12 protein-coding genes and 1 pseudogene are annotated in these 14,699 nt (G+C 37.9%); 5 read left to right on the top strand and 8 right to left on the bottom strand.

Going from position 1 to position 14,699, the window contains the following annotated elements; all coding sequences use genetic code 11:
* Positions 1-5 precede the first annotated feature (5 nt).
* From HMPREF0023_RS12120 to HMPREF0023_RS12155, 8 genes and pseudogenes are all read right to left on the bottom strand, one after another.
* Complete coding sequence (locus tag HMPREF0023_RS12120; protein ID WP_008942237.1) at positions 6-1,718, bottom strand: ThiF family adenylyltransferase; 1,713 nt, start codon at positions 1,716-1,718, stop codon at positions 6-8.
* Positions 1,718-2,731 carry an SMODS domain-containing nucleotidyltransferase gene (locus HMPREF0023_RS12125; protein WP_000211630.1) on the bottom strand — a complete coding sequence of 338 codons (1,014 nt, stop codon included), beginning with the start codon at positions 2,729-2,731 and terminating at the stop codon, positions 1,718-1,720. The genes HMPREF0023_RS12120 and HMPREF0023_RS12125 overlap by 1 nt, the downstream gene beginning before the upstream one ends.
* Before the next feature lie 114 nt (positions 2,732-2,845).
* Entirely contained in the window at positions 2,846-3,025 is a 180-nt protein-coding gene (locus HMPREF0023_RS16950; RefSeq protein WP_001141891.1) for a hypothetical protein, read from the bottom strand.
* A gap of 205 nt (positions 3,026-3,230) precedes the next feature.
* On the bottom strand, positions 3,231-4,313 hold the full coding sequence (locus HMPREF0023_RS12135; RefSeq protein WP_000148671.1) for a helix-turn-helix domain-containing protein: 1,083 nt from the start codon (positions 4,311-4,313) through the stop codon (positions 3,231-3,233).
* Between the two features lie 382 nt (positions 4,314-4,695).
* Entirely contained in the window at positions 4,696-5,697 is a 1,002-nt protein-coding gene (locus HMPREF0023_RS12140) for a PIN domain-containing protein (RefSeq protein ID WP_000499370.1), read from the bottom strand.
* Between the two features lie 91 nt (positions 5,698-5,788).
* Positions 5,789-8,203, bottom strand: a complete 2,415-nt coding sequence (locus HMPREF0023_RS12145; RefSeq protein WP_008942241.1) for a tetratricopeptide repeat protein — start codon at positions 8,201-8,203, stop codon at positions 5,789-5,791.
* Between the two features lie 157 nt (positions 8,204-8,360).
* Positions 8,361-9,206: pseudogene (locus tag HMPREF0023_RS12150) on the bottom strand (YifB family Mg chelatase-like AAA ATPase); the annotation flags it as partial.
* 69 nt (positions 9,207-9,275) lie between these two features.
* Complete coding sequence (locus HMPREF0023_RS12155; protein ID WP_008942243.1) at positions 9,276-9,503, bottom strand: accessory factor UbiK family protein; 228 nt, start codon at positions 9,501-9,503, stop codon at positions 9,276-9,278.
* Between the two features lie 272 nt (positions 9,504-9,775).
* Here HMPREF0023_RS12155 and glnK point away from each other — a divergent pair, with 272 nt between their 5' ends.
* The 5 genes from glnK (at position 9,776) to HMPREF0023_RS12180 (ending at position 14,576) form a co-directional block, all read left to right on the top strand.
* Entirely contained in the window at positions 9,776-10,114 is a 339-nt protein-coding gene (gene glnK, locus HMPREF0023_RS12160) for a P-II family nitrogen regulator (RefSeq protein ID WP_000780326.1), read from the top strand.
* Positions 10,115-10,182: 68 nt separating this feature from the next.
* The gene (gene amt / locus HMPREF0023_RS12165) at positions 10,183-11,574 is read left to right on the top strand and encodes an ammonium transporter (RefSeq protein ID WP_005087891.1); all 1,392 of its coding nucleotides are present in this window, start codon (positions 10,183-10,185) and stop codon (positions 11,572-11,574) included.
* Positions 11,575-11,709: 135 nt separating this feature from the next.
* Positions 11,710-12,174 carry a transcriptional regulator NrdR gene (gene nrdR, locus HMPREF0023_RS12170; RefSeq protein WP_004637581.1) on the top strand — a complete coding sequence of 155 codons (465 nt, stop codon included), beginning with the start codon at positions 11,710-11,712 and terminating at the stop codon, positions 12,172-12,174.
* A 12-nt stretch (positions 12,175-12,186) separates the two neighbouring features.
* Complete coding sequence (ribD, locus tag HMPREF0023_RS12175) at positions 12,187-13,287, top strand: bifunctional diaminohydroxyphosphoribosylaminopyrimidine deaminase/5-amino-6-(5-phosphoribosylamino)uracil reductase RibD (protein ID WP_005087893.1); 1,101 nt, start codon at positions 12,187-12,189, stop codon at positions 13,285-13,287.
* Entirely contained in the window at positions 13,284-14,576 is a 1,293-nt protein-coding gene (locus tag HMPREF0023_RS12180) for a DNA adenine methylase (protein WP_004637583.1), read from the top strand. The genes ribD and HMPREF0023_RS12180 overlap by 4 nt, the downstream gene beginning before the upstream one ends.
* The last annotated feature ends 123 nt before the right edge of the window (positions 14,577-14,699 follow it).

Consider the following 14,699-nt stretch of genomic DNA (forward strand, 5'->3'; position numbering starts at 1 on the left):
CAGTATTAACCTTTCATCGGTTCAGGCTCTTCAATAGAATTGCCATTTTCCCTTTCAAATATTTCTTTATCCGTAGGAGATTCTGCTACTAAAGCACCCGAACAGTCGATAGGACGAGTATCAAAAGGACATTGAAACATCCAATATCTACGGAACCCTATTAAATATGCTGAATATGGATAAGAGGATTGCTCATCAATTGTACATAAAGTATCTAATGTGAACTGCGTCATAGATGCTGCAAGAGCTGTTACATCTGCATCTGATGCTATATATGTTTGGTTTTGTGTTTGAAAGCCGTAATTATTAACTTTGCCCTCTGGAATTGGTTCCAACGTTTGTAAGACACCATAAATATGATTGCGAAGTTCTAAGGGGGAGGCATCTAACGTTGGACGACTACGGGCCATCATTGCTCCACCACCGCCACCAAAGATTTCACCCCATACCATTGGTATATGTTTTCTTTTAGCAATTGCAGCTAAGGTTAGAAATGTATGTGAGTTTGCTGTCGCATCAATAATCAGATTACATGTACCAATGGCATTAGCGATATTGGAATTTAAATGAGGATTTTCCTGGCCACCAATTTGCATTTCATACGTTTCAATCTGCATGTCTAATGCAGTTCGTTTTAATGCTCTTTCAACAGCATAGGTTTTAGCAAAGCCAACATCTAACCAGTTGAGTTCATTACGGACAAGATTGTGGGGGAGCAGAATATCATCATCAATAAGTAGAAAGTTTTTACAACCCGACCGTGCCAGTGAAATTGCAATTTTACTTCCTAACGATCCAAGACCTACTATTGCTACCCTTATATCATTGAGATGGCTAAATTGTGCTGGCAATCTTTGGCTCTGATCATCATGTAGATTAATAGCAGGATAACTTACGAAAAGTGGTGCTGTATTATTAACCAAGAATAGTTCCAAGTTACCCTTTATGTCATATAACAATATAGGCTGTATGGAACTTGTGAATTCCTCCTGAGCAGGCCATAAATTGCCTAAAAAGGATTCTAATGAAACTCGGTCATTTACGGATTCCTTTAATTGAGGAACAGAATCAATTCGTATTGCCCATCCAGACAATTCAAATCTTTCATTAGAAAATGATGGTACGATGTCAGGTAGAGGTTTGTTCTGAATATTTGTTGGAACAATAACGGTTTTGTCTCGAAAGCTTGAGATGGCAATCTTAAAGTCCATTTTCTCGGAATCACTACCCAAGAGTATGTGACGTAACATAGGTGTTTCAATGAACCTTTCTGAAACACTTCTTAATTTTTGACCTATTGTTTCAGAATGCCTAGATGGTACAGGTTCTACATTCATCTCCAATACAGTCATTGCATCTGTTAATAAAAGAAGCTGGGCACTTCTAACTAGATCCACTCCACTGATATTGGTATTCCAATTATCTGGGCCATATTCTAGACACAGCACTCCTGAACCACCATACTGGTGCAAGATACTCCATCTTTCACCAGATTTTTGTGGGCGTATATATGCTGGTAGCTCTGGGAAAAGCTCTGGATATACTAAAACACCATTAAAATCTATAGTTCCTATCTTTAGAGAGAAGTTCAAATGCAGTTCATTTGTGTCTGTTGAGTTCCATTCCTGAATCTTAAAACTATTTTTCTCTTTCTCAAGATCAGTCAATAACTGCCGTTCTTGAGCTAGGCGTTCTAATGGTGTTTTTAGCAGTTCCATTACGCAAAGCCTCCTGGTTTATTTGGATAAACAGGGGTTGATGGAAATGTTAATCCCGCACCTAGAGCAGAACGGATTAAAGAGCTGGCCATATCAGCAGAGTTTGCACTTTTGTGTGAAGCCGAACGTGGAAAACGATTACCCAGAACCTGCCGCCATAGGGCTAATGCTTTATCATCATCTGTTTCATTTAAGGCGTTTCGTGCAATAGCAGCTTGTTCTTCTACCTTTTCAAAAAAAGTTTTGAACTCATCTGCTGTAACCGCAGAAAAAACATTATTGCCTGCAACACCAGGATCTTCTAAATGTGGAATTATGCCTAGTGACGCATAAATCCCATAAGAATCCCTGATCGTTTCTAAAAGATAAACAAACAACTTTTCATAGTTGGATTCGTAGTAATTCATATGCTTGGCAACCAGGCATTCTAAAATGAATCCTTTTGGTCTTTTTAAATCAGACAAGTTCTCACGACGCCACCATTTAAATAGCTTCACAAGAGGCTTAAATCGACCATTTGCATTTTTATTCACCTCAACAGTCCACTCGGTATGAGCTGGAGGGTTGGTAACTAGCCATTCTTCAAGATGAATGTCTGGAATCAGATAGCCGCCATATCCATCTGAAATGATAGGGACAACATCCATATCAACTTTTTTCAACTTAACATTTACTGAACGACGGTTAACGGTAAGATCGGTATATCCAATATCCTTTAATGCCGTATGTACTGCATCAAGGACAATTTGAGGGTCATCATTAATTGTGTGATTTGTAAGGGCAATAATATCTACATCTGGCCTTTGTGTGATTCCGCCTATGGTAGTCGGACGTACTGCCGTATTTCTTTTATAAGAACCTGATAAGAATGTATGCACATGTACTTTGCTGAATTCATTATGCACTTTTAAAGCATCACGAAGCGTATTATGTGCGCTTGAACAATCATTAACCGTTGTTGTAGAGGGTTCAATATCGGAAAGTAGGTCAAGAAACTGCTGTTGAGTTGTCATAATTCTCTCTGAGCCCATGTACTAAAATGGGGCATAAAATTAAGTGCGATCAGAAAAATTAAGTAACCTACTACTGTGAACTTTGTTGCATAGCAGTAGGTTATTTAACCTTGTTTACGATATTGAGTTTGAGTTATCAGGATCATCCGATTTTTTATTACGGATAGTATCCTTTTCTTCTTTCAATGGCCGAGTTCTGGGAAATTTAAAATATCCAGTTGGATGGACAATAATTTTTCCAGATTTATGGCGATAAGATTTACAAAACACGAAGTCTTGATTTTCGGTAGGCATTGTTAGCCCTCCTATTTTGGCGGCTCGTTTTTCAGGGCGCATACCAAAATAAGCGGGTAAATCTTGAGATTTACGGGCCTAAATGTTAGAATGGGGTTCTGACAGCCAGATCTAACATGAGGTATGCGTAGGGCTTAGAGCCATATGCCTTTCCTGTGTGAAAATCTATCAAGCCGACTCTACCCAATAGAGTCGGCTTTTTAATTTATGAAACCATCTCAATAGTCTCCATTGAATCTAGGTCAAAATAATATAGTTTTTTAAAGTCATCTTCATATAAGTCAAATAATTGAGATAACTCACTAATGACAGATGTTGATGTTTTTTTTGCATCTATTGCGTAGTCAAAGAGCATGGAAGCTACTCTATATGTCGGTTCTCGATCCAATTCATTTGGTTCAACTTTACGATAACCACGCATAGCCATCTGCCGCCATAAATTGGCACTTTGACTTGAAGTTATAGTTCCTAACTCTGACGCCCTATAGATTAAGGCCGCCATTGAGGTTTTCCATTCCTTTTTAAGTCTTAGATAATGAGCTAAATTGGTTGAACCTAATTGATCAATAATTTTTTCTTCTGGCATTAAGAATTCGGCAGCAAAGTCATTTGCTTCTTTTTCCATGAATTCAGATGGCTCTTCATGGAGGACCAAATGCCCAAGTTCATGTGCTAATGTGAAGCGTATTCTGTCATTTGGCTGGTTTGCATTTAGAAATACGCATGGAGACACGCCATGCATTTTTAAGGATACGCCATCAACATTGTTATCTTTAAAGTCGCATAAAAAGACTAAAACCCCTGCATCTTCCACAGTGGCAGTTAGGTTTTCAAGAGGTTCATTTCCTAGCACCCACAATGATCTAAGCTTTTTAGCCGCTTCTTGAGGGGTGTTTACATCTATGCCAATTTTAAAAGTTGGTAAGGAGTTTTTTCTTTTTGGTACATTTGTGAGCAATTCTAATGTTTGTACATGGCCCATTTTTAACATCATTTCAGCATTCATACGGCTCAATGCTTTAGCTGTGGTAGAGCTTTTTTTTCTGTATGCATGCAAACTAATCGGCAGTGCATTTAGCTTTTCAATATGTTCAAAAAATCGTATAGGGAAATGTAGGGCATTAGATAGATTTTGGATAACTTCATCGGAAGGTTTTAAGTCCCCACTTTCAATTTTAGATAATGAAGCCTGAGTAATAGACTGTCCCATTCCAGCAATTAGTTCAGTTTGACTAAGGCCACGAAAGTTTCGTGCAATACTAAGCATATCAGGATTGAAATGAGTCATATTCACCTCCAAGATCATTGACTTACAGATCAAGTTAAATGAATAATAACTGAACAGTAAAGAGTATGCAAATTTTTCTACAAATTATTCCTAAAATGTTTCTATTTTTAATAACCACTATATATAGTGGTAGTTCTTTGAATTTTGATACCATATATTGTATTTTATTGTTTTGCAATCTTAAGAAGATAAATTGAAATGGCTCTACTTGATTTAGTGGTTTTGAGAGTTATACGATTAGACAATTAAATTTGTAGTACGGTTGGTTTGAGAAAGGGGAATATCCTGTTCTAACTATCTTTATTCATATTTCTTAGTAAAGTATCATACTTAAGAGATTGAAAAATATAATATTCAGTTGAAAACGATATCGATTGTTATCTTAGGTATCTAACATATCCCATTCGTCACCTAATACCCAACGTAGAGCTGACAATTTACCGTTAATCATACCCCATTCAAAGTCATTCCAAGGGCCAACATCTTCATATGTCTCTTTAACTTGTTTGGCAGATTTGATTGCACCTTCAAGAATATCTTCGTGAATAAAATGATTACCATAGTGTTTCGTACCTTTAGGAACAATTTCTATCTCACCTTCATTTATTTTCCAGATTAGATTTTGATGACGGTTATACCAAATTTTATCCACTAGCTCGTCTAATACATCGAGAATTTCTCTTAAACCCCGAGTTTCTTCTGTAAAGTCATATTCAAACTCTATTTCAGCTAAGTAATTATTATCAATCTGGTTGATTGCGGATGCTAAGTTGTTAAAATAACAAGTATTACCATTGAAAATATTTTCAAAATCAGTATGAGGCTTTCGATGGTCTTTGGCAGAAAAGTCGTTATGATTATGTGTTATGAAAAAACAACTATCTGCCGTATTGACACCTAATGAAAATTCATAAAATTGCTCAATAATTACAGCATCAGCTACTGAGTTTTTACTGATATGGAATGGAGCTTTTTTATCTAAGCCTCGTTGAATGGCTGCAATCTTTGAGCGCTCGCTAATACTTATTTTTTCCGCTGATTCAATTAGTCTCTCAACTCTGTTAATGGTTGCATAGTTAGCATCAGTCAAAAGAGGAAGTCTTGCATTTATATCGTTTAGTACTTCAATGGTTTGAGCTTTATTTTTTTTTGCAAACTCACTTACAACTGCTTTGACTTGTTTAAATTCTTGAGATAATCGTTTTGCTGTTTTGTTTGCGACCTCTTCTTTGTTTCTTTCATATTCTTGAGCTACTAAGTCAATTACGACTAACTTTGCTACTTTAGTACGAACAAGTTCTTCCAATGCAGAAACTAGTGGTAATTCTTGTTTCTTAGTAGAAATATCTAAAAAAACACACGTATCAAGAAATATATAAAACATACTGCCTCATTGATTATTAAAAAGTTAAATTTATTGACCCTCATTAATGTGCTTATAGGTAATTCTATAAATACATCTAAAGTAACATTTTCTATAGAGGCAATATATATTGATTTATTTTGCGTTCTAAGCGTTCAATTTCTATCTTGCACTTTTGGTAATAAGAATCGTTAGGGATATTACTCTTAGCGATATTTAATGATATGGTTGCGTGCTCTATATCTCCATCTGCTAAATAAGCATATATTTTTTGTAACTCACATAGGTGCATAGATTTCCCGAGTTTATGAGCTAAATCTAAGCACGTTATAGATTCTTTGGTTTTATTTTTAATTCTGGCTAATATTTTACCTTTAGTAAATTGGAGTTCTGAGTGATTAGGATCAATGTTAGTAGCTTTATTGATTTTTTCTAATGCTGGTAGAAAATCTTTATATATAAATAGAGTGTTTGAATACTTCTCTAATAACCAAATATTTGTTGGATCCTCATCTATCGCTAATTCATAGTATGAAATTGCTTGTTCTTTATTACCCTCATTAAAGAATTTTCTAGCTGCCCGTGCAAACCTACTTAAATAAGCTTTTTGATCATTATCTGATATTTCTACTTCAATATGTTTTAAAAACTCTATATATCTTTTTTGGATTTTTTCTAGATCTTTTTGAAGAGGATGTGTTTGATCATTAAAATTTACAGTTCTATCTTTACAAAATTTCATAAAATCATTGTTGAAAGTAATCTGAAGTTGGCCATCAATACTACTAAGTTGACAAATCCCTTTACTACCTTCTAATGTGCTCTGAGCTAAAGAAAAAGTTAAATTAGCTTTATCAGAAGCTAATTGCATAAAATATTGATCATGATCAGGACCAAAATAGGTTAAGAGAAGTAAAAAGTGCTTTTCTTTTTCATTAAATCTTTCCCAAACATCAGAAAACAAGAACATCCCTAAGTCTTTTTCCTGTAATCTTTTCACTTTATCTAATGCGCTATTAAGTGAGCTTTGTAGTTCATTTGCAAATTGAATGAAAACATTCAAAATCAATGGTTTATTATTGAGTTCTCGAGTGATTTTTTTTAAAGTAGGTATGCCAGCCTTTTTTATTGCATCAATATTTAATATATCTCCTCTTTTTTGAATATATTCTACACCTTCTTCATCGGACCATTTAGTTGTTTCAATTGGTCTTGCTTCAAGTCTTTCTGTACGACGAGAAGTAAGAATTACTCTTCCAGCATAACGGGAAAGTAAGTGTATTTGTTTACCTAGATTAATAATATCATCATCATTTTCAGCCATAGTTTCTGTATTATCTAAAATAATGAGATGCTCATTTTTTTTAATCTTCTCTTTTTCAAGTAAGCCTTTTAATTTTTGAATAATAGTTTCTGCATCTTTTTGATACCAACTATTGTCAAGTTTGACTTCTAATAGTTGTGCTATATGTAAAGCGACATCTGCAACGCCTAGATTGTTGTTCGTGAGTGATTCTAAACCATGTATTCCCCAACGAGTCTTTTTTGCTGTGTAAAAAGTAATAACACTGGGTTTCCATTCGACCTCAATAGAACCTTCAAGGACACGATGCATAAATTCTAAAATGAGAGTTGTCTTTCCAATGCCACCATCACCATATACAAGACATCGTTTTGAGTCTTCTGGATCATTAAACCAGTCAATAAGCTCAGTGATTTCTTTTTTTCGTCCTGTAAAGTCAGCTACTGATATAGCTCTCTCTGGTAAAAAAATTAGCGGATTCCAATCATTATATTCATATACCTCATAAGTTTTTTTTGTAGAAATATTAAAAATTTTATTTGGTACTTCATAAGATTGATCGGTAGCGTTTGTTAAGGATGTTTGAACTTTAGCAGTAACATGAATCATCCCATTATTAGTTTTTTTGATTTTTCTGTAACACGTAGGATTTCCATCAAATAATCTTAATGTTTGAATAGGAGTAGAGATATTAAAATTTTTAGGAAAAAATAAAAAATCGTCGCCTTTACTTTCTGGTAGATAAACTTTTAATTTTTCTAAAATATATTCAATAATATCGATATCTAAAAATAAATTAGTTGATGAAATACCATGACCAAAGATACTTTCATTTCGATCTTCAACATATGTATGTAAGATATTTCTTAAAGATATTTCTTTGATTTGTAGCCATTCTACTAATGCAGGTTCGTTTGAAATATCTTTATCTTCAAAGTAGAATCTAGCTAAAGAGCTGTTTTTCAATTTTGCTATCTGTGTTAGAGAGTTACTTATAAAATCAACGCATGTTCCATCGGCCGGTTGAGATAGCTCAATAAAACTAATATCAATTTTTGACATGTTTTCAGAACTTTCTTTAGCTAAAATATTTATATATTCTGCATTTGAAATACAAATATGTTGAATAAGCATTCTAAAAATACTCAGACTTACTTCAGCAATATTTTTTTGTGTTTTTAATTTACGTGCTGCTTTAATATTATTTAAAAAGATATTATACATTGCAAGATCCAAATATATAGTTAGTACTTTGATATTGTTTTAAATTATATTAAATTATTTTTTATATTCAATGATTTATTTCAAATAAAGATTACTGTAAAGATAAAACCTGTAATTTATCGCATAGTTGTTTGGAATGTCGCATAGTTGTTTGTAAATGACAGCCACCTCCGACCAATGCAATTGCAGATGCAGTGTGGTGAGGAGCACGAAAAGGACGTTGCCCAAAATGGTGCGGGGCATTTGCCACAGAGTAAATACTCGCAACTTCTAAATTTTCTTGAGCATTGAGGGGTGGCAAAATAGAAGCTAAACGCGAGGCGAGCAATGTTTTACCCGTACCTGGTGGACCTTTGAACAGTAATGAATGACCACCTGCGGCCGCAATTTCGAGTGCACGGCGAGGGCGAAGTTGCCCCTTCACATCTGCAAGATCAAATTGATATTGTGAGCTGTTGATATTTTCTCGTTGTGGTGCAGCACTGAGCTTGGTGTTGCCCAAAAAATGTGCACAAACTTCTTGAAGATGTTGAGCCCCATATACTTCGAAGTTTGGGAGTTGACTCGCTTCATCTAAGTTTGCAGTCGGGAGTAACATACGATGCTTGGCTTGCTGACAGGCCATTGCTATGGTCAATGCACCAGAAATTGGGCGTAAATGACCATCAAGTGCTAATTCACCAATAAATTCAAACCCATCCGTACATTGTTCTGGTAATTGTGCTGATGCAATCAAAATACCCAGTGCAATGGGCAAATCTAGGCGAGACCCGTCTTTGGGTAAATCTGCTGGTGCCAAATTAATAGTTAAACGTTTGGTTGGAAACAAGAATCCACTATTGATAATTGCTGAACGAACACGATCTTTGCTTTCTCGGACAGCAGCTTCGGGTAAACCAACGATGGTCAAAGAGGGTAGCCCTGAACTGATATGAACTTCGACCTCGATTTGAGGCGCATGTAGCCCCAATAATCCCCTCGTATAAATTTTTGCAAAAGACATTTTATTGTTGTTCCATTGTGGTGCTTTATTTTTAATCATTTTGAGGTGCTTTTTGCACCGAGTTGGTGCTTATTTTTTGTTCTGCACAATTTCCTCTAAAGTTTTCATTTGTTGCTGTAATTCGGTTAGGCGCTGATTTGCTAAATTCAAAGCTGTTCTTTGGCGATCAAGCTCTTGCTTGGAAACCAGATCTAATTTTTCGATACTTTCATTTAACAACGCTCGCAAGTTTTTTTCCAAGTCTTTTTTAGGTTGATCAACTTGCTGCAAAATCGCTTGTAAAAGAGTTTCAATCATAAAGTGCTCAATAAGTTATGTATATTTGCTGCTCAGTGTACCACTGCTTGTTGGAATCCTCTAGCACTGCTGAGCAGCATGGGATGTGACTGAGAAATCTAGTTAAATCTTGGCAAATGATACTTATTTTCTATTGATGATCTACTTCTATTCGCTTAAATAGGTTATAAAGAAGCCATATGTCCAATATTTAAAAACCCCAACCTTTGAATATTGGCATGAAAATTGAACATAAAACCTTACTGGTGAAAATAAGCCGAAGGAAAACACACATGAAGCTTGTAACTGCAATTGTTAAACCATTCAAGTTAGATGATGTGCGTGAAGCACTCTCTGATATTGGTGTTCAAGGGATTACCGTAACTGAAGTCAAAGGTTTCGGGCGTCAAAAAGGTCATACTGAATTGTACCGTGGTGCTGAGTATGTGGTTGATTTCTTACCGAAAGTAAAAATCGAAATCGCGATTAGCGATGAGATGGTTGATGCGGTTATTGAGTCAATCACTCGTGTCGCAAGCACTGGAAAAATTGGTGACGGGAAAATCTTTGTCACGAATTTAGAACAAGTTATCCGTATCCGTACGGGTGAGACTGGACCAGATGCTGTCTAAATTGGCACAAACTTTGCTGAGTTAGAAATTAAGAGAAATAGCTCACAAAATGAGGTTGGGGGACACGAATGAAAAAAATGCTTATGGCGCTTAGTTTATCTGGCGCACTCCTAGGTGGTTCGACTGTCGTATGGGCAGAAGAAGCTGCTTCAACTCCAGTTACAGAGCAAACTGTTGTTGTAACTGAGACAAATACAATACCGGCAGCTGTTGAAGCTGAAGCTCCTGTTGAAGTGGTTGCGGAGCCTGAAGCAGAAGCAACATTGGATACAGGTGATACAGCTTGGATTCTTGTTTCAACGGCATTGGTTCTGTTAATGACAATTCCAGGCTTAGCGTTATTCTACGGTGGTATGGTTCGTAAAAAGAACGTACTGAGCACGATGGCACATAGCTTTGTTGCGGCTGCGGTAGTGAGTATCGCTTGGATCGTCATAGGTTATACATTAGCTTTCGGTGAAGGAAATGCCTTTATTGGTGGACTTGATAAGCTGATGTTGTCAGGCATAGGAACTGATGCGCTCAGCGGTTCAATTCCTGAGATTCTATTTGTTGTATTCCAAATGACTTTTGCGATTATTACGGTTGCGATCATTAGTGGTTCGATTGCTGAGCGTATGAAATTTGGAGCATTTGTTGCTTTCATCGCGATTTGGGTTGTTGTGGTATATGCACCGATTACTCACTGGGTATGGGGTGGCGGTTGGTTAGGCAATGATGGTGCTTTAGACTTTGCGGGTGGTACTGTCGTTCATATCAACTCTGGTGTTGCTGGTCTAGTTGCGGCTTATATGCTTGGAAAACGTATGGGGCTTGGTCGTGAATCTATGGCACCTCATAACCTTGCGTTAACTGTTGTTGGTGCGAGCTTACTTTGGGTAGGTTGGTTTGGTTTCAACGGTGGTTCTGCATTGGGTGCAAATGGTTCAGCCTCTTATGCAATTGTTGTAACTCAAGTTGCGGCAGCGGCAGCGGCATTGTCTTGGTTAGTGGCTGAGAAAGTTGTTCGTGGTAAAGCTTCAGTTTTAGGTGCAGCTTCTGGTGCGGTTGCTGGTCTAGTCGTGATTACTCCAGCTGCAGGTTTCGTAACTGTAGGTGGTGCATTAATCATGGGTCTGATCGGTGGTGTTGTTTGCTTCTGGGGTATTACCGCATTGAAACGTACACTGAAAGCGGATGACTCTTTAGATGCATTTGGGTTACATGGTGTTGGTGGTATCGTTGGTGCGATCTTAACTGCTGTATTTGCAAGTGAATTCATCATGGGTGATGATGCTCCGGCAAATATGTTGACTCAATTATGGGTGCAAGTTGAAGGTGTATTAGCAACTATCGCGTATAGTGCAGTGATGACCTTCATTATCTTGAAAGTGATTGATCTTGCAATTGGTATCCGTGTGAGCAATGACGATGAACGTATGGGTCTTGACTTAAGTCAACATGGCGAACGCGTTGAATAATTAAAATTATTGATCTAAAAGCAGCTCCATAAGGAGCTGCTTTTTTATGCATTATAAAACAGCTCGAAGCCCCTAGTTCTGCAATCCAAGAAACTTTGCTACACTTAAGCAAAATGAGGAAATAATCGCACCCATATGCATTGTCCATTTTGTAACGCCGCTGATAGTAAAGTCATTGACTCCCGTTTGGCTGCCGAAGGCTGTCAGATTAGACGTCGCCGTGAATGTGTGGTTTGTGGTGAGCGTTTTACAACATTTGAAAGCTATGATGTTGTGATGCCACGTGTGTTAAAGTCAGATGGTAAAAGTGAGCCGTTTGATGAAGCAAAATTACGCCGTTCATTAATGCATGCGCTACAAAAACGTCCTGTGACCCAAGAACAGATTGAAACGGTTCTCAGTGATATCCAATCGCAAATCCGTCGTCTCGGTGAACGTGATGTGAAATCGAGAATGATTGGTGAAATTGTAATGCAAGCATTGTTTGCATTGGATCATGTTGCTTATGTTCGGTTTGCCTCTGTTTATCAAGATTTCCAAGATGTTGAAGCTTTTCGCCATCAGATTGAGCAGATGCAACAACGTGAAAATGAAGTCTAAGTTAGAGAGATTATGTCTGAGTTAACCCCAAATCATTTATCTCAAGCGAAGTATTGGATGCAACGGGCAATTGATTTGGCTCGACTTGGGCAATATTCAACTAAACCCAATCCCAATGTAGGTTGTGTCATTGTCAAAGATGGGAAAATCTTAGGTGAAGGCTTTCATCCAAAAGCAGGTCAGCCCCATGCAGAAGTTTTTGCATTGCGCCAAGCGGGTGAAAATGCAAAAGATGCAACGGCCTATGTGACTTTAGAGCCTTGCGCACATTATGGTCGCACACCACCTTGCGCTGAGGCTTTAGTAAAGGCGCAAGTGAAGAAGGTTGTGATTGCTTGTTCGGATCCGAATCCATTGGTTGCAGGCAAAGGTGTAAAGATCTTGCTAGATGCAGGGATAGAGGTTGAAACGGGTGTTTGCACCGAGATTGCAAAAGGTTTAAATCTAGGCTTTTTAAAAGCAATGTCTGCAGGTTTACCTTATGTCCGTTTAAAAGTTGCCTCAAGCCTAGATGGACGTACTGCGATGGCGTCAGGTGAGTCCAAATGGATTACTGGAGCTATTGCACGTCAGGATGTACAACATTGGCGTGCCATCTCAGGTGCCGTGATTACTGGGATTCAAACGGTTTTAGCCGATGATTGTGAGCTGAATGTCCGAGAGTTAGAGGGTGTTAATCTTTCTACAGTGGTACAGCCAAAGAGAATTATTTTAGATCGTCAGGGGCAACTTCCGCTTACAGCCAAGATTTTGCAAAATCCTGAAACCGTGATGGTGATGACACCATTTCGCCAAGAACTTGCTGATTTAGGCGTGATACAATTGTCACTGCAACCTTTAAATCAATTATTGCAGACCCTTTCTCAACAATACCAAATATATGATGTATTGGTTGAGGCGGGCGCAACTTTATCGACTGCCTTTTTGCAACAAGGTTTGGTTGATGAAATGATTAGTTATGTTGCACCAACTTTACTTGGTCAATCTGCTCGCGCGATGTTCAATGCTGAATTTAGCAAAATGGCCGAACAACGACGATTTGAGTTGGTCGATGTAACCCAACTTGGGCAAGACATTCGCCTGAGATTGCTCCCTATCCAAGAGATGATATGAATCCAGAACCATCGGTTTATCACAAACGTCGCCATGCTGCCCGTACGACTGATGAATATCTTTTTCATCAGCTTGTTCCATATCTTGGGAATAAACGTCGTCTTTTGCACCTTATTTTAGAAGCGCTTGAGATTACTGGAACGTTGAATAGTAAGAAAAAGAATCCACCGATTTTTGCGGATTTCTTTGCCGGCAGTGGGGTGGTTTCTCGTTTGGCCCGTCAAAATGGTTATCGTGTGATTGCCAATGACTGGGAGCCGTATAGCCATGCGCTGAATCATGCGATTTTAGCTTGTGTTGATGCGCCAGCATTTAAAGAATTGGGTGGCTATCAAAAAGCCATTGATTATCTGAACCGTTTGCCTGAAGTGAAAGGCTGGGTTACACATAATTTGTGCCCACGAAATGATGATGTCTATGATCCTGCTCGTGATCGCTTGTTCTTTAAGCGTCGTAATGGGATGCGAATTGATGCGATTCGTCAGCAGATTGCAACTTGGCAAGCACAAGGTGCGATTAATGATGTTGAAATGAGTGCTTTACTCGCACCGTTACTCTACTCAGCGAGTTTTGTGAGCAACACCAGTGGGGTGTTTAAAAGCTTTCACCAAGGTTGGGGTGGGCGTACTCAAACTGCTTTGGAGCGAATCGAATCATTACTTTGGTTAACACCAAGCCGCTTCTGTGAAGTGGGTGATGCAAAACGTCCTGCCGCAGAAATGTGGTGTGTTGACTCTCAGCATTTGGCCAATCAAATGAGTGGCTTTGAAGTTGATGTTGCTTATCTCGATCCGCCTTATAATCAACATGCTTATAGCAGTAACTATCATGTCTTGAATGCGCTGACTTTATGGGATCAGGTTGATTTGCCTTCACCTGATACCAAAGGTTTCAAGAGCGGGATTGATCGTGCGTGGCGCAAAGAACGTCCAAGTCCTTACAATTCTTCCAAACATGCCAAAGATGCCTATGAAAAGTTATTGGAAACGATTAATGCCCGTTATATCTTGACCAGCTATTCGACTGATGGGAATATTGAGCCAAAAGATTTACTGACCGCCAATTTAAAACGTGGCAAGGTCACTTTGTTAACGCAAGATGTTCCTCGTTACCGTGTTAGTAAGCAGCGTCAGTCAGAGCGCGCACGCGTACTTGAATTTATTGTGATTACAGATACTCACGCAAAGTCTGGTCCGCCATTGCGGCAGTTACTTGGTCAGTTGTATCACTTTGCCGAATTGGGCGGTGTTGATACCACAGGAAATAGTACCCAACTTGCACTTTGGTAAGATAACAAAAACACCACTTTGCCATACAAAGTGGTGTTTTTTTATTTCATTCTCTTATTTAATCGGTTAATACAATAAATAGAATCGTTTTGTTAAATAACTCACTGTTTTTATGATAAATAT

This window comes from Acinetobacter sp. ATCC 27244 (assembly GCF_000156555.1).
In the GTDB taxonomy this organism is placed as follows: Bacteria; Pseudomonadota; Gammaproteobacteria; order Pseudomonadales; family Moraxellaceae; genus Acinetobacter; species Acinetobacter haemolyticus.

What these genes read in the sequence shown, in the direction of transcription:
- HMPREF0023_RS12120 (WP_008942237.1), bottom strand. Translation starts at nt 1,718, where the DNA reads ATGGAACTGCTAAAAACACCATTAGAACGCCTAGCTCAAGAACGGCAG.
- HMPREF0023_RS12125 (WP_000211630.1), bottom strand. Translation starts at nt 2,731, where the DNA reads ATGACAACTCAACAGCAGTTTCTTGACCTACTTTCCGATATTGAACCC.
- HMPREF0023_RS16950 (WP_001141891.1), bottom strand. Translation starts at nt 3,025, where the DNA reads ATGCCTACCGAAAATCAAGACTTCGTGTTTTGTAAATCTTATCGCCAT.
- HMPREF0023_RS12135 (WP_000148671.1), bottom strand. Translation starts at nt 4,313, where the DNA reads ATGACTCATTTCAATCCTGATATGCTTAGTATTGCACGAAACTTTCGT.
- HMPREF0023_RS12140 (WP_000499370.1), bottom strand. Translation starts at nt 5,697, where the DNA reads ATGTTTTATATATTTCTTGATACGTGTGTTTTTTTAGATATTTCTACT.
- HMPREF0023_RS12145 (WP_008942241.1), bottom strand. Translation starts at nt 8,203, where the DNA reads ATGTATAATATCTTTTTAAATAATATTAAAGCAGCACGTAAATTAAAA.
- HMPREF0023_RS12155 (WP_008942243.1), bottom strand. Translation starts at nt 9,503, where the DNA reads ATGATTGAAACTCTTTTACAAGCGATTTTGCAGCAAGTTGATCAACCT.
- glnK (WP_000780326.1), top strand. Translation starts at nt 9,776, where the DNA reads ATGAAGCTTGTAACTGCAATTGTTAAACCATTCAAGTTAGATGATGTG.
- amt (WP_005087891.1), top strand. Translation starts at nt 10,183, where the DNA reads ATGAAAAAAATGCTTATGGCGCTTAGTTTATCTGGCGCACTCCTAGGT.
- nrdR (WP_004637581.1), top strand. Translation starts at nt 11,710, where the DNA reads ATGCATTGTCCATTTTGTAACGCCGCTGATAGTAAAGTCATTGACTCC.
- ribD (WP_005087893.1), top strand. Translation starts at nt 12,187, where the DNA reads ATGTCTGAGTTAACCCCAAATCATTTATCTCAAGCGAAGTATTGGATG.
- HMPREF0023_RS12180 (WP_004637583.1), top strand. Translation starts at nt 13,284, where the DNA reads ATGAATCCAGAACCATCGGTTTATCACAAACGTCGCCATGCTGCCCGT.